The sequence below is a fragment of the Daejeonella sp. genome (genome assembly GCF_017495225.1).
In the GTDB taxonomy this organism is placed as follows: Bacteria; Bacteroidota; Bacteroidia; order Sphingobacteriales; family Sphingobacteriaceae; genus Daejeonella.
In genome coordinates this window covers 184,646-208,832 of the sequence record NZ_JAFEIG010000033.1, presented here as the reverse complement: position 1 = coordinate 208,832, position 24,187 = coordinate 184,646, and the positions used below count along the sequence as shown (strand labels likewise).

Here is a 24,187-nt window from a genome sequence, read left to right as displayed (position 1 = left end):
AGGGTGATTAGAATAGAATTCATCTTCAATTCATATTTTAAATCAGAAAGGAAATAATTCCCTATCATTAAGATTCAATTTTAAAATATTATTAAAAGGAACTCTTTTTAAACATAAAAACCTCCGCTATTTACGGAGGTTTTTAATATATCTGAAGATATGAGATATTAATTATTGATTAATGGTAATCTCAGAGATTTGCCAATTACTTTCTACAAGAACAAACTTGAGGTTAAATCTATAAGTTCCGGTAATATCCATCTCGCTACCATTAATGTTTCCAAAACCTTCAACTTTTAAATCTGCAGAAGCATCTGCTTGAGTACCATTAATTTTAATGGATTTATTTAGGGCTTCCGACTTACTAATTGAGTAAATACCCTCCGTAAAAGCCATAATAATGCTTGATTTATTCAAGGTGCTTCCAGTTGGATCATACATTTTACAGCCATCATTTAAGTTAGCTTGCATCCAAACTTTATCCTTTTTTACCAGCGCTACAGAAAAGCTATCAAGTAAACTAGTAAGTTGATCTTCATTAACTGGACGCAAAGGAGTGCTATTTACATGTGAAACAGTAAAAGCAAAGAAAAATATTAATAGCAACTTTTTCATGAAAATAAGAATTATAAATGTTTGGTTATTTCTTGCGACATAGGAGTAACTGCAGAACGGAATCTATGTATTAGTTGGCCGTTCTCATCAATTAAGAATTTCTCAAAATTCCATTTAATATCACCTGTAAAATCAGGGTTTTCTGCACTTGTTAAATGCTTAAACAATGGAGAAATATCAGCTCCCTTTACACTGCTCTTTTCAGCAAGTGGGAAGGTAACGCCAAAGTTCTTCTGACAAAACTCTTTAATGTTTAAATTCTCTCCTGGCTCCTGTCCGCCAAAATTGTTTGCAGGAAAGCCAATTACTACCAATTTTCCTTTGTAGGTATCAGCAAGCGTTTGAAGTTCTGCATATTGTTTGGTATAGCCACATTTAGAGGCTGTGTTTACGATGAGAATCTTTTTGCCTTTGTATTTACTCAGGTCAAGATTCTTTCCATCAATATCATGCACCTTGAATGTAAAAATTGATGGTGGAGTGCTCATAAACATGCTTAGTATTAAAAGTAATGTTTTCATGATATAAAGTTAAAGTTTAAAAACCGAATCAAGAAGTTTAAGCAATAAAGAATTAAAAAAAACAATTAGCTGACAATGAGGCAATCAGCATTTAAATTGATGAAGCCAAAAGAATAAACCTTTATTATTTTTAAGTGTTTAACTAAGCCCTTAAACTACTTATCAATTTTCGAGAATTTAAAAATGATAATGCATTTTAATTAGCCTTTCTTAGCCAACCTACAATCCGACTGCTTTTTATTTTCCATAAACCATCGCTATAGATAAGTTTAAAGGTTTCTCTCGATTGCGATCCAATATTTTGTTGAATTATTTCAATTTCATCATCCGAAACTCTTGAAACAATAGAAACATGGCCAAACTTATTAAATGTGGAGGCCTTGTAGATTAGAAGATCACTAACTTTGGGTTTTGAGCGACTAGCATTTGTGTATTGAAATAAATTTCTTGCCTTGTTTTTCTGGCCATCACGTAAAGAATTATCAAAAAAATCTTTCGCATGACCATAACTATTAGGCATTTTATGATTTAAATGTTCAAAATAATACCTTTTTACAAATTCAACACATTGATATTTCAGACCTAAATTATAACCATCATTAGTAACATTCCGACCTTTTATATTACTAAACCAACCATTATAATACACAGGAATCTCATTAAAACTATCTATTTCTTGTCCCACGTCATAGCTCGCCCCAAAATTGTACTTCTTATAAGCCCAAAATCCAGCCGAACCTAAAACAAACAGAACACCAATTATTACAATCCAAAAAACCATTTTCATTTATTGTAAAAATATATAAATAGTTTTTACCCTCAATCGTATCCGTACAAATCACTCATTATATGCAAATAATGAAAACTTCTACCTAAAGAATATTGACGAAACCTGTCTGTTGTTTCTTTAGTAAACAATTCTGGCTGATTGAGCAAAGTAATTTCAGGTACCTCATCAAGCAACGGATTAAAATTTTCTAGTTCAGCATCAAAATCATTTATATTTTGTAAGTCTGATAAAAGATTATAATTCCTCATTTTAGATGTATGAAAATCCAACCGATTACTTAGATTAAAAGGAGAAAAATTTTGATTATATGAGGCATGTAGATCTTGCAAATGAATCTCACAAGCATTTCTGATAGGATCTAGATTCATCTTATATGATATTAATAAAATCATAAAAATTAATACGCTCAGAATTACTTTCATCACTTTATTTTAATGGTATAAAAGGAGTTTTACTTAGAAAATATTAATATTTAACTCTTTTAATATTTACGCAAAAATACATTGTTTATAGCAATTATTATAATTTATAGTTAAAATATTATCGAAATAATAATCGCTGCTAAGTATAATTAGTGCAGTAATACAGGATTTTTATGGTAATATTTAGTGAAATAGGTTATAGGGGCTTAATTGTGGTTATATAAATAGAATGTTTGAAATAAAATAATAGTAAAAAAAGGCCAAGTTATATAGTTACAAATTTTAGAAAAAGGTTAAAAAAAAGGGGCCTATCCTTAGACTAAGCCCCCCACCCTAAATTAAAACACACAATATTTAAGGGGCTAATAAGGCATAACCGAAATTAACATCAAAATCAACACACCAAACTACAACGTATTTATATTTTGTAAGATCAACTGCTGGATTAACTGCATACGTATAATTGCCTTTTAGGCCCTTAATATCACCCAAATCAATATGATCTGCCTTTATATTCTTTAAGTCGGAAGCAAGGTAGATGTTCAAATCAGGTCCATTGTCTGATTTAAAATTCTCAAAAACCAAACTTGCCTTATTTATAGTAATTTTGGCCAAACCTGAAGTTGGATGTGTACCTGACTGAAATGTACCCTTGTAAGCATATTCATTAAGACTTGGTACATCACTGTTATCGGCCTTTTTACAAGCATTCAAAATGGCAACTAGTCCTATCATCATCAAAAAGAAATTACTCTTAAAGTTCATATTCATGGGGTTTTGGTTTTTAATAAAATATTAATATTAAATTTATCTAGAAAAAGTTCCTGTAGGGAATGAAGTTAAATTAGATGACATAGAAATTGCGGTATGTACTTTTGCATCTGCTGGAACAACATTCAATAGTGGTTTTAACACGAAGGGTGCTGCACTATTATCTGGAAATGGTTCTATACTAATAACTATGGTCTTTCCTTTCAAACTAGTAGGAAAAGTTAAACCACCAGGTGCATTTCTTAAAAAATCTTCACCAGGGAAAGCTGGGCCATTATTATTACTGCCTTTAAATGTTGAAGTTGCTGCGTTAGCATCGGCTGCGTTAGCATTAGTGAAAGTTCCTGTACTTAAAGGTGTACCGTTTATTACAACCCATCCTTCATACTTCCAACCATTTGGCAAAGTAGGTAAGTCTAAACCTTTAACAGGATTACCTGAAGAATTATCTAGAAACCAAACCCCACTTTCTTCATTATCCATCATTCCTCCATCGGTAGGGGTGGCCAAAATATATTTTCCTGATATTTTGGTAAAATCGTTCCCTAATGCGGCACTATGAGATACTGTAGCAAGGCCATTATTTCCAGTAAAATTTCCAGCGAGAACGTGTACATCACTAGGTGCTGGCACATCGTTAGCACTAGGCTCAATGGTTAGAATAAAGGCTGTTGCCGCATTAAGGCTTGCCGCAGGAATAGTGAAAGAAGTTTTAGATTGTTGACCATTATCATTAACACTAAACCTTCCACTACTTATCGGACTCCCATTGACCATTAGCCATCCTTCATAAACATAGTTAGTTCCAAGGTTTTCTAAACCCTTTAAGTTAAGGGTAAAATTACCATTGGCTATAACATCATCTTTCTTTGAACACGACATCAAAGTAGCTACAGCGAAAAAGCAAAAAATTATTCTTTTCATTTCTAAATATTTTAGGTTAACAATTATTTTATAAAAGTATTACCCTCAATATTTATAGAATGTTAGATATCTAACAAAAAGCGATTTTTTAATAAAATCTGCCCCTTTTGATACAGCAAAAGATCCTCCCTTTCTAATTCATTAAGAATTATATTAAATGTTGAACGAGAAGTCCCAACCAATTTTGCGATCTCATTTTGAGAAAATGGGTTTTTAACAACAATTTCGCCAGATAATAAGTTTAAAGCATCTTGATCATCATCTTTCAAATCTTTAATAAATTCAATTATTCTTGTCCGAGTATCACGAAACAACATAATTTGATATCTCCTTTGAATTTTTTTTAATTTCAGTCCGATAAACTTGTAAATACTCGTACTAAACGATTGGTTACCTCTTAAAAGCTCTTCTGCCTGATTAAGAGTTACGGAACAAAGGGAGGTGCCAGACTCAACAGCTAATGCAAACTCCTTACGATGGGTTTCGTTTAATAGAATATTTTCTCCGAAAATGTCACCCTTTTTCAAATAGGCCATAACATATTCTTCTCCGGAATCATCAATAAAGCCAATTTTTATTTTCCCCGAATTAACTAAGAAAATTGTGCTCGACATATCTCCCTGAAAATAAATAAATTCACCTTTATTAAAATGGGAAAATGGATGATCTGAAGCATATTTTTTATACTTATGCGGGCAAATAAGAGAAAACAGATTAACATCTTCGAAGAGCCAGTAGTTGTTCATGAATCTAATGAATAAAAATACTTTTTTAAATTTTATATAATTTAATGATGCTAATTTTAAAAAAGAGGTAATCAAATCCACTTATTTATTTAAATATATACGTTCATTTAGGAGTTTAGCGTATAAACATTATGAATAAATTGAATTCTCTTGAAATACAATAAAAGCAAAAAGTCCTGAACTCATACTATTGCATGAATTCAGGACTTTAATCAATTTAGTTTAATATTTTAGCTACATCCACCTTGTGTTCCGCAATTCAAACATTTATAACAAGTACCAGATCTTACGGTTATATGACCGCAATTAGTACAAGCTGGGGCATCAGATTGTCCACCACCTGAAATATCTAATACAGGCTTTAATTTAACTCCTGCTAATGGTTTAGAAGCAGCTACCGGGTTTTCTGCAAATGAATTGCTTGTATCGGTATTCACATCTTCATCTGCCATTTGAGGGTTTCCTAGAACAACTTTCTGCTCGGTAAGAACATGAACTAAATCAGTACGGTTTAAGTACTCATATCCTAACATTCTGAAGATATAATCAACGATAGATGTTGCACTCTTAATGTTATCATGACCGTTAACCATTCCAGATGGCTCAAAACGAGTGAAGGTAAATTTATCAACAAACTCTTCCAATGGAACACCGTATTGAAGTCCCACAGAAACTGCAATAGAGAAACAGTTCATTAATGAGCGGAATGTTGCACCTTCTTTGTGCATATCCACAAAGATCTCACCCAAAGTACCATCTTCATATTGTCCTGTACGCACGAACACTGTTTGTCCGCCTACAGCCGCTTTTTGAGTAAATCCACCACGCTTACTAGGCAAGTTTTTACGTTCAACAACAGAAGATAATTGACGCTTGAACTTAGTATCAGTAGAACGCTCTAGAATTGCTCTAGCTGCCTCTAATACTTGGTCAGCAGTAAGATCGCTCAATCTAACATTTGCAGCTTCACCTAAAACTTCATCAACAGTATCTAATTTATCTTCCTTACTATCAGATGATTTAGTTGATAATGGTTGAGATAATTTACAACCATCACGATAAAGAGCATTTGCTTTTACTCCAAGCTTCCAAGATAATTCATAACAATCTTTGATTTCTTCAACTGTAGCCTCATTTGGCAAGTTGATAGTTTTTGAAATCGCACCAGAAAGGAAAGGTTGTGCAGCAGCCATCATTTTAATGTGGCCGTGTGCATGAATATAACGCTCGCCCTTTTGACCGCATTTGTTAGCACAATCAAAAATCTCATAATGCTCTTCTTTTAAGTAAGGAGCACCTTCAACTGTCATTGTTCCACAGATGTACTCATTTGCTTCAGCAATTTGCTGACGAGTAAAACCAATTGCACGTAAAAGATTAAAATCAGGAGAAGAATATTGCTCTGCTTTAAATCCTAAACGATTTAAACACTCTTCACCAAGGCTCCACTGATTGAAAACGAAACCAATTTCAAAGGCAGCAAGAAGTGACTTATCAATTTTTTCTAATTCATCTTGAGTAAACCCTTTAGCAGCAAGGCTATCGAAATTGATATGTGGTGCACCACTAAGTGTAGCGGCACCTTTAGCATAATTAACTATTGCTTCAATTTCATGTTCTTTATAACCTTGGTTACGTAGAGCTGCTGGTACACCTTGATTAATGATTTTGAAATAACCACCACCTGAAAGCTTTTTAAATTTAACCAATGCAAAATCAGGCTCAATACCAGTTGTATCGCAATCCATAACCAAACCGATAGTTCCAGTTGGAGCAATTACGGTAGTTTGAGCATTACGGTACCCATATTTCTCACCAAATTCAAGCGCCTTATCCCATGCATTACAAGCTGCAGATAATAAATAATCAGGGCAGAACTTAGGATCGATTCCTGGAGGCGCAATTTCTAAGCCTTCATAAGAATCGTTATTGTAAGCTGCATAGCGATGATTACGCATCACACGTAGCATATGTTTTTTATTCTCTTCGTATTTCTTGAATGTTCCAAGCTCTCTAGCCATTTCCGCCGAAGTTGAATAAGCCGTACCAGTCATGATTGCAGTAATTGAACCCCCAATTGCACGAGCTTTATCACTGTCGTATGGAATACCTGCAACCATTAACATAGAACCTAAGTTTGCATATCCTAAGCCAAGTGTGCGGTAATCATATGATAATTGAGCAACTTCTTTTGATGGAAATTGCGCCATTAATACTGAAATTTCAAGAACAACAGTCCAAATACGACAAGCATGCTCAAAACCTTTCACATCAAAAATTAATGTTTGAGGATCAAAGAAATGAGCCAGATTAATTGAAGCTAGGTTACAAGCTGTATTGTCCAAGAACATGTATTCTGAACAAGGATTAGATGCATTGATACGACCACCTTCTGGACAAGTATGCCATTCGTTAATTGTTGTATCATATTGCATTCCTGGATCTGCACAAGCCCAAGCAGCAAAAGAAATATCATTCCATAATTTTTCAGCTGAAATAGACTTAACCGGTTTTCCGTTAGTACGGCCAATTAAATCCCAATTTCCACCTTCTTCAAGTGCCTTGAAGAAAGAGTTTGGTACACGAACTGAATTATTTGAGTTCTGTCCAGAAACTGTGCGATAAGCTTCTCCTTCGTAATCAGATGAGTAACCAGCAGCAATTAAAGCAGCTACTTTTTTCTCTTCTTCAACTTTCCAGTTTACAAAACCTTCAATTTCAGGATGATCAAGATCTAGACACACCATCTTAGCAGCACGACGAGTTGTTCCACCCGATTTAATTGCTCCAGCAGCACGATCACCTATTTTAAGGAAAGACATCAATCCAGATGAATAACCACCACCTGAAAGCTTTTCGCTCTCACCACGAATAGATGAGAAGTTAGTCCCAACTCCTGAGCCGTATTTAAATATTCTTGCTTCTCTAACCCAAAGATCCATGATACCACCATCATTCACTAAATCATCACTTACAGAAAGGATGAAACATGCATGAGGCTGTGGACGCTCGTAGGCAGAAGTTGACTTTTCTAATTGATCTGTATCAGGATTTACAAAATAATGTCCTTGTGGCTTTCCTGTGATGCCATAAGAGCTATGTAAACCTGTATTGAACCATTGTGGTGAGTTTGGTGCAGCTAACTGACCAACAATAGTGTAAACTAGTTCATCATAAAAAATAGAAGCATCTTTTTTGCTCGAAAAATAATTGTAGCGCTCACCCCAAGATTGCCAGCAATGAGCCATACGATGTGCTACTTGCTTAATGCTATTTTCTGATGAAGTAGTTCCATCTGGCTGAGGCACACCGGCTTTACGGAAATATTTTTGAGCTAAAATATCGGTTGCCACCTGACTCCAGGTATCAGGTACTTCTACATTGTTCATTTCAAATACTGCATCACCTGCCGGGTTACGAATTACCGAGGAACGCTTTTCGTATTTAAAAAGATCGTAAACATTTACACCCTCTTTGGTGAAATATCTTTGGAATCCGAGACCCTTACCGGTTCCACTCGTAGCTTTTTGGGTAGATGATTTAGCCATATTAAAAATGAATGTTATTGTGATTGAACTAGTTAACCCTAATAAAAATGTTAGGGGGTTTTTCATCAAATTTATTAGATGATTGCATTTATATACAATCAGAGTTTTCCACAGATTCAAAGTGTATATACACCGTAACAGTCTAATGGTAAGCAAAAGACTGTTTAACAGGCAATTAACTATGTGGAAAACTCGATAAAAGTGCCTTTTTAGCTAATTGTTGGTACACTTAAATTTAAACAAAAAAAGTCAGATAAATCTGACTTTTATATGACTTTTTATAGCCTAAAAAATGAATGGAACTAATCGAACTTTAATCGATAATAGAAACTTTTATCATGTTAGTTTTACCCTTCTTCTCAATCGGAATAGCGGCAGTATTAATAACTACATTTCCAGGCTCTACTAAATTCTCCGACTTTAAAATTTGGTTAACATCGCGGAAAGTTTTATCCGTACTTTCAAAACGATCATAGAAGAAACCCCTAACACCCCACAATAAACTCAAAGTGTTGAGCAGTTTTACGTTACTTGTGAAAATAAATGTAGCTGCTTTAGGTCGGTAGCTAGATATTTCAAAAGCAGTATAACCAGATGAAGTCATAGAAATAATACCAACTGCATTAGTACTTTCGGCAAGAAATACAGCAGATCCGCAAACAGCATCGCCCATATAAGTTGGAGAATTTTTATTCAAAACTTTCGCAGTGCTATATGGATAATCATTCTCCTCCACATTTCTCACAATTTTCTGCATGGTTTCGATAACAATAAGTGGATATTCACCAACGGATGTCTCACCACTAAGCATTACCGCATCAGCACCATCAAGAACTGAATTAGCCACATCATTTACTTCTGCACGCGTTGGACGCGGAGAGGTAATCATACTTTCAAGCATTTGAGTGGCTACAATAACTGGTTTTGAAGCCGCACGACACTTTCTTGCTATCATTTTCTGCAATAAAGGCACCTGCTCCATAGGCATCTCAACACCTAAATCGCCACGAGCAACCATTACACCATCAGTTACTTCAATAATCTCATCGATATTATCTATGGCTTCCGGCTTTTCAATTTTAGCAATTACACGAGCTGCATTTCCACTTCTAGCAATAATTCTCTTAAGCTCAATAATATCTTCAGCAGAACGAACAAACGATAAACCAATCCATTCCACATCATTTTTCAATGCAAACTCCAGATTATCTAAATCTTCCTCCGTTAAGCTTGGTATAGAAACCTTTGTATTAGGCAAATTTACACCCTTACGAGAAGTTAATACACCGCCATAAACTACTTCGCACTGGACGGTGTCTTTATTATTGGTGCTGAGTACGCGCATTTGAATTTTCCCATCATCAAGAAGGATAATTTCTCCAGAACGTACATCACTTGGAAAACTCTGATATGTGATATAAATCTGCTTTTCATCACCAAGCAGCTCTTTAGTAGTAATCTCAATCTTATGACCACTAGCAAGATTAACACCTCCCTCTTTAACCAATCCAATACGGATTTTAGGTCCCTGTAAGTCGGCTAATATTCCAACATTGGTTTTATATTTATCATTAATCTCACGAATAACATCAATCACTTTTTGGTGATCTTCTTGACTTCCATGCGAAAAATTTAATCTGCAAACATCAACTCCTGCCTTTATCATGTTTAACAATACTTCTTTTGAAGAAGAAGCAGGGCCTAATGTGGCTACAATTTTAGTTCTGTTATGAACCGTTTTCATCAGCTATTTATTTAATTGAATTATTCTTTTTAACAAAGTGTACTAAATACACGATACAATAAAGTGCTAAAATATGAGATTTTCTTTGGATTTCAATTTTTTAGGGTCAACTTCTATTGCAACTAATATTTCTGGAATCTTGTTTAAGCGGCTTATTAGATGCTTAAGGTCTTCCAAATCGATATAATTTCTAATTAAAATAAAAAAATCTGCTTTTTTCATTTCAGGCACCAAAAACCCTTCAGAGCCCTTATTGGCAATAATATACAGCTCTGTATCAGCTTCTGACATCAAATAAAAATATCTACTAAAATAATTATTTTCATTTCCTCCATTGAAGGGAAGCTCTAAATCACTAATCTTGCAGAAGTCAATACTCAATTGTTTATTGATTTTGAAACAAAAAACATAGTCTTTAAGCTGCGAACTAATAGCAAGTAATTTAAAGTCTAGGTCAAGTTCAAATTTTAATGTAGTTTTATTCAAAGTTTTTTGCGCGTTAAAAAACAAATGTAATAAGCTTAAACCTTAATTTATAGGGCATATTAAAATGCTAAAAACAAAAAGGTTTGAAAATTGATAGAATTTATTTTTCTTTGCACTGAATTATTTAACAATTAAAATATAAAACCATGTCTGATATCGCTTCAAGAGTTAAAGCAATTATCGTTGAAAAATTAGGTGTTGACGAAAGTGAAGTTACACCAGAGGCATCTTTCACCAATGATCTTGGTGCCGATTCACTAGACACCGTGGAATTAATCATGGAGTTTGAGAAGGAATTTAATGTAGCTATCCCTGACGATCAGGCTGAAACTATCGGTACTGTTGGTCAAGCTATAGCTTATTTAGAAAAAAACGTAAAGTAATTTACGATATCCTCATATAGATGGAGCTAAAAAGAGTTGTTGTTACTGGATTAGGCGCGCTTACTCCAATTGGTAATACTGTCCCAGAATTCTGGGATGGCTTAATCAATGGGGTAAGCGGTGCCGGTCCTATAACTCATTACGATACCGAAAAATTTCGTACAAAATTCGCCTGTGAAGTAAAAAACTTCAACCCGGAAGACTTTTTGGAGAAAAAAGAGGCTCGTAAATTAGACCCTTTTGTGCATTATGCAATTGCTGCATCAGATGAGGCTATTAAAGATGCTGGTTTAGATTTCCCAAATCTCGATACCAATCGAATTGGCGTAATCTGGGGTTCTGGTATTGGTGGATTAAAAACCTTTACCGATGAAGTTACCAACTTCGCAAACGGAGATGGATCTCCACGATTCAATCCCTTTTTCATTCCTAAAATGATTCTGGACATCGCACCAGGCCATATTTCTATAAGACATGGCTTGCGTGGTCCGAATTTCTCCACCGTTTCTGCTTGCGCTTCCTCAACCAATGCACTGATTGATGCATTTAATTATATCCGCTTGGATATGGCTAATATCATTATTTCAGGGGGTTCTGAAGCCATTATTTACGAGGCAGGAATGGGCGGTTTCAATGCAATGCATGCACTTTCTACTAGAAATGATGACCCTAAAACGGCTTCCCGTCCCTTCGACAAAGACCGTGATGGTTTTGTTGCAGGTGAAGGTGCTGGAGGTATTGTTCTGGAAGAGTTAGAACATGCCTTAGCAAGAGGTGCTAAAATTTATGCCGAATTGGTAGGTGGTGGTATGAGTGCAGATGCAAATCATATTACTGCTCCACATCCAGAAGGATTAGGTGCTAAATTAGTAATGACCAATGCCCTAAGAGATGCTCGTATGAGTCCGGCGGATATTGATTACATCAACGTTCATGGAACTTCTACTCCTCTAGGAGATATTAGTGAAGTGAAAGCAATTCTTGCCATGTTCGGTGAAAACGCATTTAAGCTAAATATTAGCTCCACAAAATCAATGACAGGCCATTTACTAGGTGCTGCTGGAGCTATTGAGGCTATCGCATCAATTCTATCTGTAAAAAATGATATTGTTCCACCAACAATTAATCACTTTACCGATGACCCAAGCTTTGATCCTCGATTGAATTTTACCTTCAACAAGGCTCAAAAACGTACAGTTAATGCTGCTTTAAGTAATACTTTTGGCTTTGGTGGTCACAATGCTTCTGTTATTTTCAAAAAATACAAAGCCTAAAAAAACCTAGTCATTAAATATTTAACTAAACTATTTAACTTGTATATTAGTTTAATTAACGGTCATTAATGCCATTTTCAAAAATCTATAAGCTCTATTTTTCGCCAAATCGTAAGTACATCCGTTCTTTACAAAATCTTTTAGGTTTTGTTCCTGGGAATGTGCGACTTTACCGAATGGCCTTCAGGCATCGCTCTGTTGCGGTTGAAATAAAAAATGGGGCCAAAAATAGTAATGAACGTCTCGAATTTTTGGGAGATGCCATTTTAGGAGCAGTAGTTGCAGAGCTGCTTTTTAAGATGTATCCCTATAAAGATGAGGGCTTTTTAACCGAAATGCGTTCCAAAATAGTGAGTAGGGCAAATTTAAATCAACTTGCCAAACGCCTTGGTCTTGATGAACATATCGAATTTGATAATAGAGCAATAGGTCATAATAATAAACAAGGATCTTTATTAGGCGATACCTTTGAAGCTATGATTGGTGCCATTTACATGGATAAGGACTATAATTTCACTAGAAATTTTCTTCTTAACCGCATAATAAAACCGCACGTTGATATTCATACGCTCGAACAAACTGAAACAAATTTCAAGAGTAAACTCATAGAATGGTGCCAACGCCACGGGAAAGACATTACTTTTGAAATTATTCCGAACGAAGAAGGCGAAAATTCAAAACTATTTACCATCCAGGTAAATGTAGATGGCGAAAATTGTGCGATTGGAAGAGATTATAACAAGAAAAATGCAGAAAAACTTGCTGCAGAAAAAGCTTGTAATTTTTTAAATATCTAAGATGAGCACTGTTTCATCAAAATTGACCACAAAATACTGATTAAATCACAGTCAGTATTCCAAATACATCCTCCAACTGATTCGAAATAAGCTTATTCAAACAAACTATGATCAAATAATGATGAATATTTGTGTCTATTGAAATAAGCTTATATTTAATTAAAATATAACATCTCGACAATGCTTAAAAAAATATTCGCAGTCCTTTTTATAGGCTATAGCCTAAGCATATTTATTTTGGCTATGCTCATAGTATTGCCCTTTATTTTGATTAGTTCTCTCTTATTTAAACATAAGAAAGCTCAGGATATCATCTTCATTTTCCTTAAAATTTGGGCTGGAATATTTTCTGTTTTCTGTTTTTTTCCAATCAGAAGTCGGGGATATAAGCTCCATAATCCTGATAAAGCATACATCTATGTAAGCAATCATAACTCCTATTTAGATGCAATTGCAGTGGTTTTGAGCATTTCTGGATCTGTAAAGCCCCTAGGAAAGATAGAAATGGTTAAAACTCCTCTTTTTGGCATAATTTATAAAAGAGTGGTGGTTTTAATCGACCGAAAAGATAAAGAAAGTCGCGCGCGAAGTGTAGAAGAACTTAAAACCGACTTAGCGCGAGGGCAATCCATCTTAATATTCCCTGAAGGAACCATGAATAAAACCGAATCGAATCTAGCCGATTTCTACGATGGTGCATTTAGATTAGCCATCGAAACACAAACCGATATCGCCCCAATGGCGATTTTAAATGCCCGAAATTTATTACCTAGAGCTCATCCTCTTCATGTTAAACCAGGGCTAACTACCTGTGTTTTTGATGAACCAGTACAAGTTGCGGGCTTAAAAGCTGAGGATCTTGAAGATTTAAAAGCTAAGGTTAGAAAGCGCATGGAACTATTAATCGAAAGCAACTAATATTTCAAATTCCTCTCGGTCAGATCTTTAGCTTTAGGCAAAGGTGGCAAACTTCTTAATCCCTTAGGCCTCCCAGCCTGATTAAATGTTTGAAGTGATCTTTTAACATAATTAATAAATGCATATTCATCCCAAGTAGATAATGAACTGTAATCGGGGCGATACATAACCATGAAGTTTTTAAGATCAAGACTATCCAATCCTGTAATATTTTGAATGGCAGTGGCATTAAACCTACGATCTACTTCAGATTCTTGAAGCTCCCTTGTATAATAAACATTAAACCGACGAGCTTGAGCCGGTGTTTTACCTACAAGCTCATAAATTGCGGTCAGAGGTTGAAAAAGAAATGCTAAAAGAGGAGGCTTCCCAGCAAAATAAGAGCCATTTTTGCGATATTGCTTCTTAATTTCATCCAATTCTTGCTTCTTTGTCTCACCCACTACTTTTATTTCTGCAAGCTTAATTACTGGCTGCATCCTTAAAACTAAATCAGTAAGATTAGGTAAAACAAGAACTAAATCAGTAAATCCCGATTTCGAAAAAATAAGAGTATCGCCCTTTGATGCAGCAATTCTAAAAAGACCATAGGCATCACCCTCCGTAATTTCTCGCGTTTTCTTATTCAGAATATTCACATTTGGGATTTTTGACATGCCCGTTTTATCCATTACTAGTCCACGGACTGAGCTTTCTTGCGCATACAATATTCCCATATTCACAAGAATCAATTGAACAAGAATCAGGAAAAGAACTAGAGTTTTCTTCATCAGCATCAAAATTAGTAAAACATAGCCTTTAAACATCCTAAATAATGTTAAATGATGATATTATTAAGGCTATCTAATTAAATCTTATCTTTGCAAAATGATTAAATCCATGACAGGATATGGTTTGGCAACAAGTGATTATGCTCATGCAAAATACACGGTTGAGATCAAATCATTAAACAGCAAATTTTTGGAACTTTCCTTAAAGCTTCCAAAGGCATTCTCTGATAAAGAATTTTTATTAAGAAATGAATGTACTCGTCAAATTGAACGTGGGAAAGTAAACATCAGCATTCAAGTTGAATATGCTGAAACGAAGCTCAAAACGTCCACAATCAATCAGTCATTACTAAAACACTATTATTCCCAATTAAGGGAGTCGGCGGATACTTTAGGTGACACAGGAAGCAACCTATTCCAAATGGCCTTAAATTTTCCGGATGTGGTTCAATACACGGCCGATGAAGTGAGTGAAGACGAGTGGAAAATGGTTTATAAAACATTTGAACAGGCATTACTTAATTTTCAGAACTTCCGTCAAGACGAAGGAAATGTGCTAAAACAGGATCTGATTCTCCGCATCAATAATATTATGGAGGGAATGAAATTGGTATCTGAGCAAGAGCCTTTACGAATTCCATCTATTAAAGACCGTCTAAATCAATTTTTAGAGGATGCAGTAGGTAAAGAAAATATAGACCATAACCGCTTTGAACAAGAATTGATTTATTTTATCGATAAATTAGATATCACTGAAGAAAAAACCCGCTTAAAAAGTCACTGCGATTATTTTATCACTGCTCTGCAGGATAAAGATGCCAATGGCAAGAAACTTGGATTTATATCTCAAGAAATTGGACGTGAGATAAATACTATGGGCTCCAAAGCTAATGATGCTAAAATGCAGCAGACTGTTGTGGGAATGAAAGAAGAGCTTGAAAAAATTAAGGAGCAATTACTAAACGTACTTTAAAATCTAGGTCTAATTTTAATCAGACACAGAATTATAACACATGAATTAAAAGAATGAATAAGGGTAAACTCATTATATTTTCAGCTCCATCAGGGGCAGGTAAAACCACCATTGTACAGCATTTATTAAAGAAGTTTCCTGAATTATCTTTTTCAATTTCGGCTACAACAAGAGAGCAGCGCGGCGATGAGGTAAATGGAAAAGACTATTATTTTATTAGTCAGGAGAGTTTTTTACACAAAATTGCCCAAAAAGATTTTGTTGAATTTGAGGAGGTTTACACCGGGACTTTTTACGGCACCTTAAGATCAGAGATTGAGCGTATTTGGGACGAAGGGAAACATGTTATTTTTGATATTGATGTGATTGGGGGACTTCACCTAAAGAAAAAATATGGTGAAAGTGCGCTTGCTGTATTTGTACAGCCCCCTTCATTGGAAGTATTGATTGAAAGGCTTACGGGTCGCGGGACCGATTTACCGGAAAAACTCGCCGAAAGGATTAAAAAAGCCGACAAAGAACTTAAATATGCCGACCAATTTGATGTGATATTGAAAAATTATGAATTAGAAACAGCGTGTAAAGAAGCAGAAACATTGATTAAAGAATTTATTCAACAATAGCTAGTCTATCTCAAATCTCATGTCTCACATCTAACGTCTCATATCTCACATCTAGTGTCTCACATCTAGTTAAATGAAAATAGGATTATTCTTCGGCTCTTTCAATCCCATTCATATTGGCCATTTAATTATCGCCAATTACATGGCCAACTACACTGATCTTCAGCAGGTTTGGCTTGTAGTATCTCCACTGAACCCATTAAAAAAGAAAAGCGACCTGATTAATATTTACGATCGCTTAGAAATGGCAAAACTAGCCACAGAAGATGCCCTAAATCTTCGAGTGAGTGATATCGAGCTAAAATTGCCGCAGCCATCCTATACCATTGATACCTTAACCTATCTACAAGAAAAATATCCGGAGCATGAGTTTAGCCTGATTATGGGTGCCGATAATCTAGCTTCCATCAAGAAATGGAAGAACTATGAGCTCATTCTGCGCGATTATCATATTCATATTTATCCGAGACCGGGATATGAAATAAAAGAATTTAAGGATCATCCATCCATAACAATCACCGAAACTCCATTGATGGAACTATCGGCAACATTTATCCGAAAAGCATGGAAAGAAGGAAAAAGTGTACAATTTCTTGTGCCTGATAAAGCACTCAAATTCATGGATAGCAAAAACTTATATCGATAAAAAACAATAATTTTTAACAAAAAAGCTAAATTATCATTGTGAGCAACGAAAAAACTATGTTAAAGCTTAAACTTCCAACCGACCCCCTTTGGGTTAAAAATGTGGTTGAAAGTAATATTGAAGAAATCCTAACCGATCACGCGTTTTGTGAGCAAAAGGCAGCGAGCAATGCAATCACCTTGATCGTTCAAAACCCTAATTTATCTGATCTTGTTCAAGAAATGGCACTTTTAGTCCAAGAAGAAATGGATCATTTTAAAAGGGTTCATGATTTAATCATAGCTAGAGGTTTTGTTTTGGGAAGAGAGCGAAAAGACAATTATGTGAATGAGCTCATGCAATTTGTAATTAAAGGTGGAAGCAGACATGAGCAAATGATCGACCGACTTTTATTCTCGGCGATGATCGAGGCTAGGAGTTGTGAGCGCTTCAAGGTGATGTCTGAACACATTAATGATGAAGAGCTTTCAAAGTTTTATCATGAGCTAATGATCAGTGAGGCAGGGCATTATACCATGTTTATCGGATTGGCACGTAAATATGCAGATGGTTTTGACGTTGAAAAACGATGGAAAGAGTTTCTAGAATACGAAGCCAAAGTGATACAAAATTACGGCAAATCAGAAACCATACACGGTTAAACGCTCTGAAAAAAATCTAAAAATAGACCTATTACCTTTTAAACAATAAAAAGATAGTAGGTCTTTTATGTAATTGAGGGATTTTAAGCTTCCAATCCCGAATTGTTTTTGTCTGTATAAACTCCCCCTCGGCTGTGATATCGCATGCAATGCATAACCTCGTATCAGGCTTAGAACTTTTCAAAATTTCTTCCAAAAGTGAATCATTTCGGAATGGAGTTTCAATAAAAATCTGTGTTTGACTGTGTCGTTCAGCCACCGATTCAAGCTCTTTAACTTTATTTGCTCTTTGTAATTTATCTATAGGCAAATAACCATGAAACGTAAAGCTTTGTCCGTTAAAACCCGAAGCCATCAATGCTAGTAAAATAGAACTTGGCCCAACAAGCGGGACCACTTTTATACCCTTGGCATGTGCAATGGCCACAATTTCTGCACCTGGATCTGCAATACCAGGGCATCCAGCTTCACTCATTAAACCAACATCCTTACCAGACATTAGGCCTTTAAAAAAATCATTTACATGCGCATCGCGATTATGTTTTCCATAATCATGCACAATGAGCTCACTTTGAGGGATTTTTAATCCAGCCTCTTTTAAAAATCTACGCGCAGTCTTACTATTTTCAACGATATATTCATTGATATGATTAATGGTATCAACCAAGTAAGGCGTAAAAGATTTCGCAGATGCATTTTCTGCCAATGGAACCGGAATAAGATAAAGAGTGCCTAATTGCATGTATAGTTTTTCGGACAAAATAATCAAAATCAAAACAAATTTGATTAAAAGAATGATAAATGGATGAATTTTCTAGCTTCCTTGCACCCAAACTGAGTATTTAAGTAATAAATTAATTACAATACAACCTTTGGCTAAATTTTATACTCTATCAAGTATCCGCACACAATTAAATTTTTAGGTTATGAAAACGAAAATGAGTTTTCCGAAATGCTTATTCTTTTTATCCATTTTATTAGGTCTTGTTTTGCCATCGCGCGTTCAAGCTCAGTTTGATGATGATGTTTCATTGGAAACATTTTATGAAGAGCTCTCACCCTATGGAGTTTGGATTTATGATCCTCAATATGGAAATGTATGGCGACCAGATGTAGATCAAGAAGAATTTAGACCTTATTATAGCAATGGGCATTGGGAAATGACCAAATATGGAAATACTTGGGTTTCTGACTATGATTGGGGATGGGCACCCTTTCATTATGGCCGATGGATTCATAGCACTCGTAGAGGTTGGTTATGGATACCTGATACTAAATGGGGACCAGCATGGGTGACTTGGCGTAGTGGTGCTGGGCATTATGGATGGGCGCCTCTTGGTCCAGGTATCAATATTAACATAAATATTGGTCCGCGTATTCCCGACTATTATTGGGTATTTGTACCACAGTCAACTATTTACTATTCACGATTCCCTAGGTATGATAGACGTAGAAATATATCTATTTATAGCAGGACTGTGATTATCAATAATACCTATGTTATCAATAGAAATAGGTATTATGCCGGACCGCGAATAGATGAAATAAGACGTGTAACACGAAGACCTGTAACGATAAATGAAGTAAGGAATAATAGATCTTATGGATATTCAGGTGGAAATAATAGACCTGAGGTAATTCGAAATTCGGATCGTGGAAGCAATCCTGGAAATAATTCGAGACCTACGAGATCAAATGATAATGAAATTGGAAGAGGTGTAAGTAATGAGCGAAGTGGCGCTGTTAGTGAGGATAGATCGACTGTAAGGCCAGAAAATAGGCAAATTCCAGCATCCTCTCAGCGACCAAATAGAACCTACGATACTCAAAATGCTCGTGGAGGGCAAAATCCTGCCTCAGGAGGCATTAATGAGTCGCGGCAAGGAAATAGTGGCTCACAGCAAGGTAATGGGCCAGAAACACGCGAGCAAAGACCAGCGAGGGTTCAACAAGCCCAGAGTCCTCAACGTGTAGAAGCTCCAGAACGTGTTCAAAGATCATCAGGCCAAGAATTAAGACCTGCACCTGCACAAAATAGCAGATCGCAGAGAGAAGAGCCAAGCAGAAATAATGCTCCTGCTAGTCCGGAAAGAAGCAGTAGATCTGAAGGAAGACCTGGAAGGGTTCAGTAAGAGTAATTTTTTGAAATAAAAAAACCGGCTCCTATAAAGGGCCGGTTTTTTATTTACTTAAGCTTACTCAGTGCCAATCTCATTCTCGGTATCATTTCTTGAATATCCTCCAAAGAACAAGCCCCTACCGAAGCTCTAAACCAATTCACACTGTTATTTGTCCCGAATGCCGAAAAAGGTACAATTCCCATTTTTGCCTCTTTGATTAAGTAAAAATTGACATCGGTACTATTTTTAAGGATCTCACCTTCAGGAGTAGTTTTACCGATATAATCCACTTGAACTGTTAGATAAATAGCACCCATCGGGTTAATGGCATCCACCGCAAAACCATCCGCTTTCATTTGGATAATGCCTTGATAAAGCGCATCTAAACTCTTCTGAATTCTAGCCTTAAAGCTTGTTAGATAATCATTTAACTCACTCTGTTGTGTAAGATATTTAGCTGTAGCCACTTGCTCCGGCTTCGGCGCCCAAGCACCCACATGACCCACAATGGTTTTCATTTTATCGATCACATGCTCCGGACCAAAAGCCCATCCCACACGAACCCCTGTGGCGGCAAGACCTTTCGAGATTCCATCGATATAAATCACATAATTTTTTAGTTCAGGCCTTAAACTTACCGGATCATAATGGAATTGATCGCCGAAGGTTAAAAGCGAATAAATCTGATCATACATGATGTAAAGAGGTTTTTCATCAGCCGAACGCGTCTTATTTTCTGCTATAACCAAATCGCAAATCTCTTCCAGATCCTTCTTTGAGAACATCGTCCCAGTAGGATTTAAAGGTGAACACAATGCAAGCAACGTTGCTCCCTTTAGATGCGGTTTAATTTCTTCTGCTGTAGGCATAAAATTATTTGCAGCAGTTGTTACGACAGGAATTTCTTTTGCACCTGTAAAACGGCAATAGTGATTATTATTCCAAGATGGAGTAGGATAAACTACCTTATCTCCTGGATCAATCAGCGCCATAAAAGTGCCGTAGATTAATGGTCTGGAACCACCCGCGACTAATATTTGCTTGCTATTATATTCTAATCCGAAACGCTCCTTTAAAAATGCTGAAACCTGATCACGCAACACTGCAACACCTTCAGCAGGAGGATAATTGGTCTGATTTTCGGAATAAGCATCCATAATTCCCGATTTTAACCCATCGGGAATTGGGTATATTGTAGAATCAAAATCGCCAATGGTTAGATTGGCAATTTGTTCCCCTTTACGCTTCAGCTCATTAATTTCGCCAGCAATTTTAATAATTTCGGAACCCTCAAGGTTATTTGCTAATTTGGATATATTCATTTTAAAACAGGATCTTATAGTGTTATAATTATTTAATTATCAGGCAATTAAATCAGAAATTGCAGAATCTACTTTCTCAAAATTAAATCCTGATAAAACATCTTTAAAGGCACTTTGAATTTGATCATTACATAAATTGCCGATACTACCTTCATGCGTGTGTTTTACTGATGCAGGAGCTTTAAATTCGCCTTTTTCGATAGATGAACCAATATTTTTATAGGCTTCGCGGAAAGGAATCCCAGTCAACACTTGCTCATTAACCGCATCTACGCTAAATAAATAGGCATATTTCTCATCCTTTAAAATATCATCCTTAATGCGAATAGACTGAAGCATGAAAGCGGTCATTTCTAAGCATTCGTTCAATGATTTAAAGGCCGGGAAAAGGTTTTCCTTTAGTAATTGAAGGTCGCGGTGATAACCAGAAGGAAGATTGGTAGTCATGAGAGCAATCTCATTCGGCAAAGCTTGAATTTTATTACACCTGGCACGAATTAATTCAAAAACATCCGGATTTTTCTTGTGAGGCATAATGCTTGAACCCGTGGTCAATTCATCAGGAAAGCTAATAAATGCAAAATTCTGATTGATGAAAAGGCAGGCGTCCATCGCTAATTTGGCTAGAGTTGCAGCAACAGACGACATGGCTTGAGCAAGAATCCGCTCTGTTTTTCCACGTCCCATTTGAGCATAAACCACATTGAAATTTAATGAATCAAAGCCCAAAAGCTGGGTAGTCATGCTACGGTTCAATGGGAAAGAAGAACCATATCCAGCTGCTGAGCCCAAAGGATTTTTATTACAAACCTTCCAAGCTGCCAACATCATTTCCATATCGTCGGCAAGGCTTTCAGCATAAGCTCCAAACCATAATCCGAAAGAAGAAGGCATAGCAATTTGAAGGTGAGTGTAGCCCGGAAGCAATTTATCTTTATGCTCTTCACTCTGCTTAATTAGCTGATTAAAAAGGACTTCTGTATTTTTTACAATCTCTTGAATTTCACTTCTAAAGAATAATTTAAGATCAACTAAAACTTGATCATTGCGTGATCTGCCACTATGAATTTTCTTGCCAGCTTCACCAATTCTACGGGTCAATAATAATTCTACTTGAGAGTGAACATCTTCCACATCCGCCTCAATACTGAATTTACCTTCCTGAATTTCTTTAAAAATTACTTTCAATCCTGCTTGAACTTGATCAAGATCAGCCTTTTCTAAAAGTCCGATACTTTCCAGCATTCGCGTATGAGCTAATGAACCAAGAACATCAAAAGCAGCAAGCTGATTATCCAGTTCACGATCATTACCTACAGTAAATTTTTCAACTGAATGTTCAGTTTGTGTATCCTTTTGCCAGAGCTTAGTCATGATTTTGAATGAAATTTTTAAAATATTGTTGCTTTATAGTATCCCATTCAGAGTTCAAAATACTATAAAATACTGTGTTTCTAATATATCCATCATGAATTTTCATGTGTTGCCTCAAAATACCTTCTTGGTTTGCACCAATACTCAAAAGTGCTTTCCGCGATTGGAGGTTACGTTCATCGGCCTTCAACTCAATGCGATTGAGATTCAAAACATCAAAACCATAGCTCAAAATTAGAAATTTCATCTCTTTATTCAATCCGCTACCCTGAAAATCGCGACCTAACCAAGTCCAACCAATCTGTCCGCGCTCATCTTTCCAAGAAATCTCAGCCAAGCGAGTACAACCGGCCATTTTATTTGTTTTTTTATCAATAATTACCCAAACCGCAGTAGTTTCATTATCGCGATCCTCTATAGCTTTTCGAATATATTTATTCAGTTCGCCAGGTTTTGAAAGATCTTGAAGACCATAAATCCAAAGTGAATCATCGTCGGCAATGAACTGCAGTGCTTCTTCATCCTCAAATTGTAGCGGACGAAGTAAGACCCTATCAGACTCCAAAACTATGTTTAAATCTCGCGACATCACACAATTTTACTGATAAGTTGAATATAAAGATCGATACCTTCTTCAATTTCATTTACATAAATATACTCATCAGCCATGTGAGATCTGGCAGAATCACCGGGACCCATTTTAAGGGATGGAATATCTAATAGTGACTGATCACTGGTTGTTGGTGAGCCATAGGTTTTTCTACCCAAAGCAATTCCTGCAACAACAATAGGATGTTCCACGCTAATTGACGAAGATTTTAATCGTACAGAACGTGGCTTAACCTCACAATTTACATGCTGACGGATAATTTTGATTACTTCCTCATTTCTGTAAGCATCTGTTACCCTTACATCCACTGTGAACTTACAAATAGCTGGAACCACATTGTGTTGTGAACCCGCCTCAATGATGGTAACGCTCATTTTAATCGGGCCAAATAAAGCTGATTTCTTGGCAAATTCATAGGTTCTGAACCATTCAATATCCTTAATTGCCTTATAAATTGCATTTTCACCTTCCTCGCGTGCTGCATGACCTGCTTTCCCATGGGAAACACAATCAAGGACCATTAAACCGCGCTCAGCAATAGCAAGATCCATCAATGTTGGCTCTCCAACTATAGCAAATTCTAGGGGACCAAGATCAGGAACAATAAGCTCTAGTCCATTTGTGCCCGAAATCTCCTCCTCAGAAGTGGTAGCCAAGCAAAGATTATATTTCAAATTTTCCTGCTCATAAAAATGCATGAAGCAAGCAATCAATGAAACAAGACAGCCCCCAGCATCATTACTTCCCAGACCATATAGTTTTCCATCCTCCAAATCAGGAGAAAAAGGATTGCGAGTATAACCAGGATTAGGTTGAACAGTATCGTGGTGAGAGTTTAATAAGATAGTTGGTTTTGAAGCATCATAGTGTTTATTAAATGCCCAAATATTATTTTCCTTACGATGAGTTTTGACTCCACGATCCTTCAAAAATAAATCTATAGCCTCTGCCGTAAGAGCCTCTTCCTTGCTTAGAGAAGGTATGGCAATTAATTTTTGAAGAAGACTTAAACTATCATTAAAAAGTGTAGTGTGCATTTTATTATTCCTTTTCATATAATTCACCGGCCTTTTGAGCCGATAATTTAATCCCTTTTATCAATTTCATGTTCTTGGCAACTATTCAACTCAAGACAAAGGGAAGCTGCAGCATTAGTCGTGTGAGCTTCC

At 36.0% G+C, this 24,187-nt stretch carries 25 protein-coding genes; 9 read left to right on the top strand and 16 right to left on the bottom strand.

Annotation, left to right across the window (positions count from 1 at the left end; genetic code table 11):
* Positions 1-171 precede the first annotated feature (171 nt).
* The 10 genes from QZ136_RS12570 to QZ136_RS12525 form a co-directional block, all read right to left on the bottom strand.
* The gene (locus QZ136_RS12570) at positions 172-615 is read right to left on the bottom strand and encodes a nuclear transport factor 2 family protein (RefSeq protein WP_291404122.1); all 444 of its coding nucleotides are present in this window, start codon (positions 613-615) and stop codon (positions 172-174) included.
* Between the two features lie 11 nt (positions 616-626).
* Positions 627-1,136: a glutathione peroxidase gene (locus QZ136_RS12565; RefSeq protein ID WP_291404120.1), complete on the bottom strand. Its 510-nt coding sequence runs from the start codon at positions 1,134-1,136 to the stop codon at positions 627-629.
* 196 nt (positions 1,137-1,332) lie between these two features.
* A complete protein-coding gene (locus QZ136_RS12560; RefSeq protein WP_291404118.1) occupies positions 1,333-1,923 on the bottom strand; it encodes a CHAP domain-containing protein in 591 nt (196 codons plus the stop codon).
* A 32-nt stretch (positions 1,924-1,955) separates the two neighbouring features.
* Positions 1,956-2,348, bottom strand: a complete 393-nt coding sequence (locus QZ136_RS12555; RefSeq protein ID WP_291404116.1) for a hypothetical protein — start codon at positions 2,346-2,348, stop codon at positions 1,956-1,958.
* Between the two features lie 354 nt (positions 2,349-2,702).
* Positions 2,703-3,119, bottom strand: coding sequence for a DM13 domain-containing protein (locus QZ136_RS12550; RefSeq protein ID WP_291404114.1), 417 nt, complete (start codon positions 3,117-3,119; stop codon positions 2,703-2,705).
* 36 nt (positions 3,120-3,155) lie between these two features.
* Positions 3,156-4,043, bottom strand: coding sequence for an anti-sigma factor (locus tag QZ136_RS12545; RefSeq protein WP_291404112.1), 888 nt, complete (start codon positions 4,041-4,043; stop codon positions 3,156-3,158).
* 62 nt (positions 4,044-4,105) lie between these two features.
* Entirely contained in the window at positions 4,106-4,789 is a 684-nt protein-coding gene (locus QZ136_RS12540; protein WP_291404110.1) for a Crp/Fnr family transcriptional regulator, read from the bottom strand.
* Between the two features lie 230 nt (positions 4,790-5,019).
* The gene (locus QZ136_RS12535; protein WP_291404108.1) at positions 5,020-8,337 is read right to left on the bottom strand and encodes a vitamin B12-dependent ribonucleotide reductase; all 3,318 of its coding nucleotides are present in this window, start codon (positions 8,335-8,337) and stop codon (positions 5,020-5,022) included.
* Positions 8,338-8,650: 313 nt separating this feature from the next.
* Complete coding sequence (gene pyk / locus QZ136_RS12530) at positions 8,651-10,081, bottom strand: pyruvate kinase (RefSeq protein ID WP_291404106.1); 1,431 nt, start codon at positions 10,079-10,081, stop codon at positions 8,651-8,653.
* A gap of 66 nt (positions 10,082-10,147) precedes the next feature.
* Positions 10,148-10,567, bottom strand: a complete 420-nt coding sequence (locus tag QZ136_RS12525; protein WP_291404104.1) for an IPExxxVDY family protein — start codon at positions 10,565-10,567, stop codon at positions 10,148-10,150.
* Between the two features lie 146 nt (positions 10,568-10,713).
* On the opposite strand from QZ136_RS12525, the gene QZ136_RS12520 reads away from it, so the two are divergent.
* The 4 genes from QZ136_RS12520 (at position 10,714) to QZ136_RS12505 (ending at position 13,939) form a co-directional block, all read left to right on the top strand.
* Positions 10,714-10,950, top strand: coding sequence for an acyl carrier protein (locus QZ136_RS12520; RefSeq protein ID WP_008508386.1), 237 nt, complete (start codon positions 10,714-10,716; stop codon positions 10,948-10,950).
* Positions 10,951-10,970: 20 nt separating this feature from the next.
* Positions 10,971-12,224: a beta-ketoacyl-ACP synthase II gene (fabF, locus tag QZ136_RS12515; RefSeq protein ID WP_291404036.1), complete on the top strand. Its 1,254-nt coding sequence runs from the start codon at positions 10,971-10,973 to the stop codon at positions 12,222-12,224.
* Positions 12,225-12,292: 68 nt separating this feature from the next.
* A complete protein-coding gene (gene rnc, locus QZ136_RS12510) occupies positions 12,293-13,021 on the top strand; it encodes a ribonuclease III (RefSeq protein ID WP_291404034.1) in 729 nt (242 codons plus the stop codon).
* Positions 13,022-13,201: 180 nt separating this feature from the next.
* Positions 13,202-13,939, top strand: a complete 738-nt coding sequence (locus tag QZ136_RS12505; RefSeq protein WP_291404031.1) for a lysophospholipid acyltransferase family protein — start codon at positions 13,202-13,204, stop codon at positions 13,937-13,939.
* On the opposite strand, the gene QZ136_RS12500 is transcribed toward QZ136_RS12505, so the two are convergent.
* Complete coding sequence (locus QZ136_RS12500; protein WP_291404029.1) at positions 13,936-14,709, bottom strand: hypothetical protein; 774 nt, start codon at positions 14,707-14,709, stop codon at positions 13,936-13,938. The genes QZ136_RS12505 and QZ136_RS12500 overlap by 4 nt on opposite strands.
* 97 nt (positions 14,710-14,806) lie before the next feature.
* Between QZ136_RS12500 and QZ136_RS12495 the strand changes: the two genes are divergently transcribed.
* From QZ136_RS12495 to QZ136_RS12480, 4 genes are all read left to right on the top strand, one after another.
* The gene (locus QZ136_RS12495; RefSeq protein ID WP_291404027.1) at positions 14,807-15,682 is read left to right on the top strand and encodes a YicC/YloC family endoribonuclease; all 876 of its coding nucleotides are present in this window, start codon (positions 14,807-14,809) and stop codon (positions 15,680-15,682) included.
* A gap of 53 nt (positions 15,683-15,735) precedes the next feature.
* A complete protein-coding gene (gene gmk, locus QZ136_RS12490) occupies positions 15,736-16,305 on the top strand; it encodes a guanylate kinase (RefSeq protein ID WP_291404025.1) in 570 nt (189 codons plus the stop codon).
* A 73-nt stretch (positions 16,306-16,378) separates the two neighbouring features.
* On the top strand, positions 16,379-16,951 hold the full coding sequence (gene nadD, locus QZ136_RS12485) for a nicotinate (nicotinamide) nucleotide adenylyltransferase (protein WP_291404022.1): 573 nt from the start codon (positions 16,379-16,381) through the stop codon (positions 16,949-16,951).
* A 38-nt stretch (positions 16,952-16,989) separates the two neighbouring features.
* The gene (locus tag QZ136_RS12480) at positions 16,990-17,592 is read left to right on the top strand and encodes a tRNA-(ms[2]io[6]A)-hydroxylase (RefSeq protein WP_291404020.1); all 603 of its coding nucleotides are present in this window, start codon (positions 16,990-16,992) and stop codon (positions 17,590-17,592) included.
* 31 nt (positions 17,593-17,623) lie between these two features.
* On the opposite strand, the gene QZ136_RS12475 is transcribed toward QZ136_RS12480, so the two are convergent.
* Positions 17,624-18,334, bottom strand: coding sequence for an SAM-dependent methyltransferase (locus QZ136_RS12475; RefSeq protein ID WP_291404018.1), 711 nt, complete (start codon positions 18,332-18,334; stop codon positions 17,624-17,626).
* 184 nt (positions 18,335-18,518) lie between these two features.
* Here QZ136_RS12475 and QZ136_RS12470 point away from each other — a divergent pair, with 184 nt between their 5' ends.
* Positions 18,519-19,724: a DUF6600 domain-containing protein gene (locus QZ136_RS12470; protein ID WP_291404015.1), complete on the top strand. Its 1,206-nt coding sequence runs from the start codon at positions 18,519-18,521 to the stop codon at positions 19,722-19,724.
* Between the two features lie 53 nt (positions 19,725-19,777).
* On the opposite strand, the gene QZ136_RS12465 is transcribed toward QZ136_RS12470, so the two are convergent.
* Genes QZ136_RS12465 through QZ136_RS12450 form a run of 4 tightly spaced genes read right to left on the bottom strand, consistent with a single transcriptional unit; the run spans position 19,778 to position 24,073 of the window.
* Positions 19,778-21,034, bottom strand: a complete 1,257-nt coding sequence (locus QZ136_RS12465; RefSeq protein ID WP_291404013.1) for an aminotransferase class I/II-fold pyridoxal phosphate-dependent enzyme — start codon at positions 21,032-21,034, stop codon at positions 19,778-19,780.
* 39 nt (positions 21,035-21,073) lie between these two features.
* Positions 21,074-22,408 (bottom strand): argininosuccinate lyase, encoded by a 1,335-nt coding sequence (gene argH / locus QZ136_RS12460; protein WP_291404011.1) that lies wholly within the window; start codon positions 22,406-22,408, stop codon positions 21,074-21,076.
* Positions 22,401-22,997, bottom strand: a complete 597-nt coding sequence (locus QZ136_RS12455) for a GNAT family protein (protein ID WP_291404009.1) — start codon at positions 22,995-22,997, stop codon at positions 22,401-22,403. The genes argH and QZ136_RS12455 overlap by 8 nt, the downstream gene beginning before the upstream one ends.
* Positions 22,997-24,073 (bottom strand): M20 family metallo-hydrolase, encoded by a 1,077-nt coding sequence (locus QZ136_RS12450; RefSeq protein WP_291404007.1) that lies wholly within the window; start codon positions 24,071-24,073, stop codon positions 22,997-22,999. Before QZ136_RS12450 ends, QZ136_RS12455 begins: the two co-directional genes overlap by 1 nt.
* Positions 24,074-24,187: the final 114 nt, after the last annotated feature.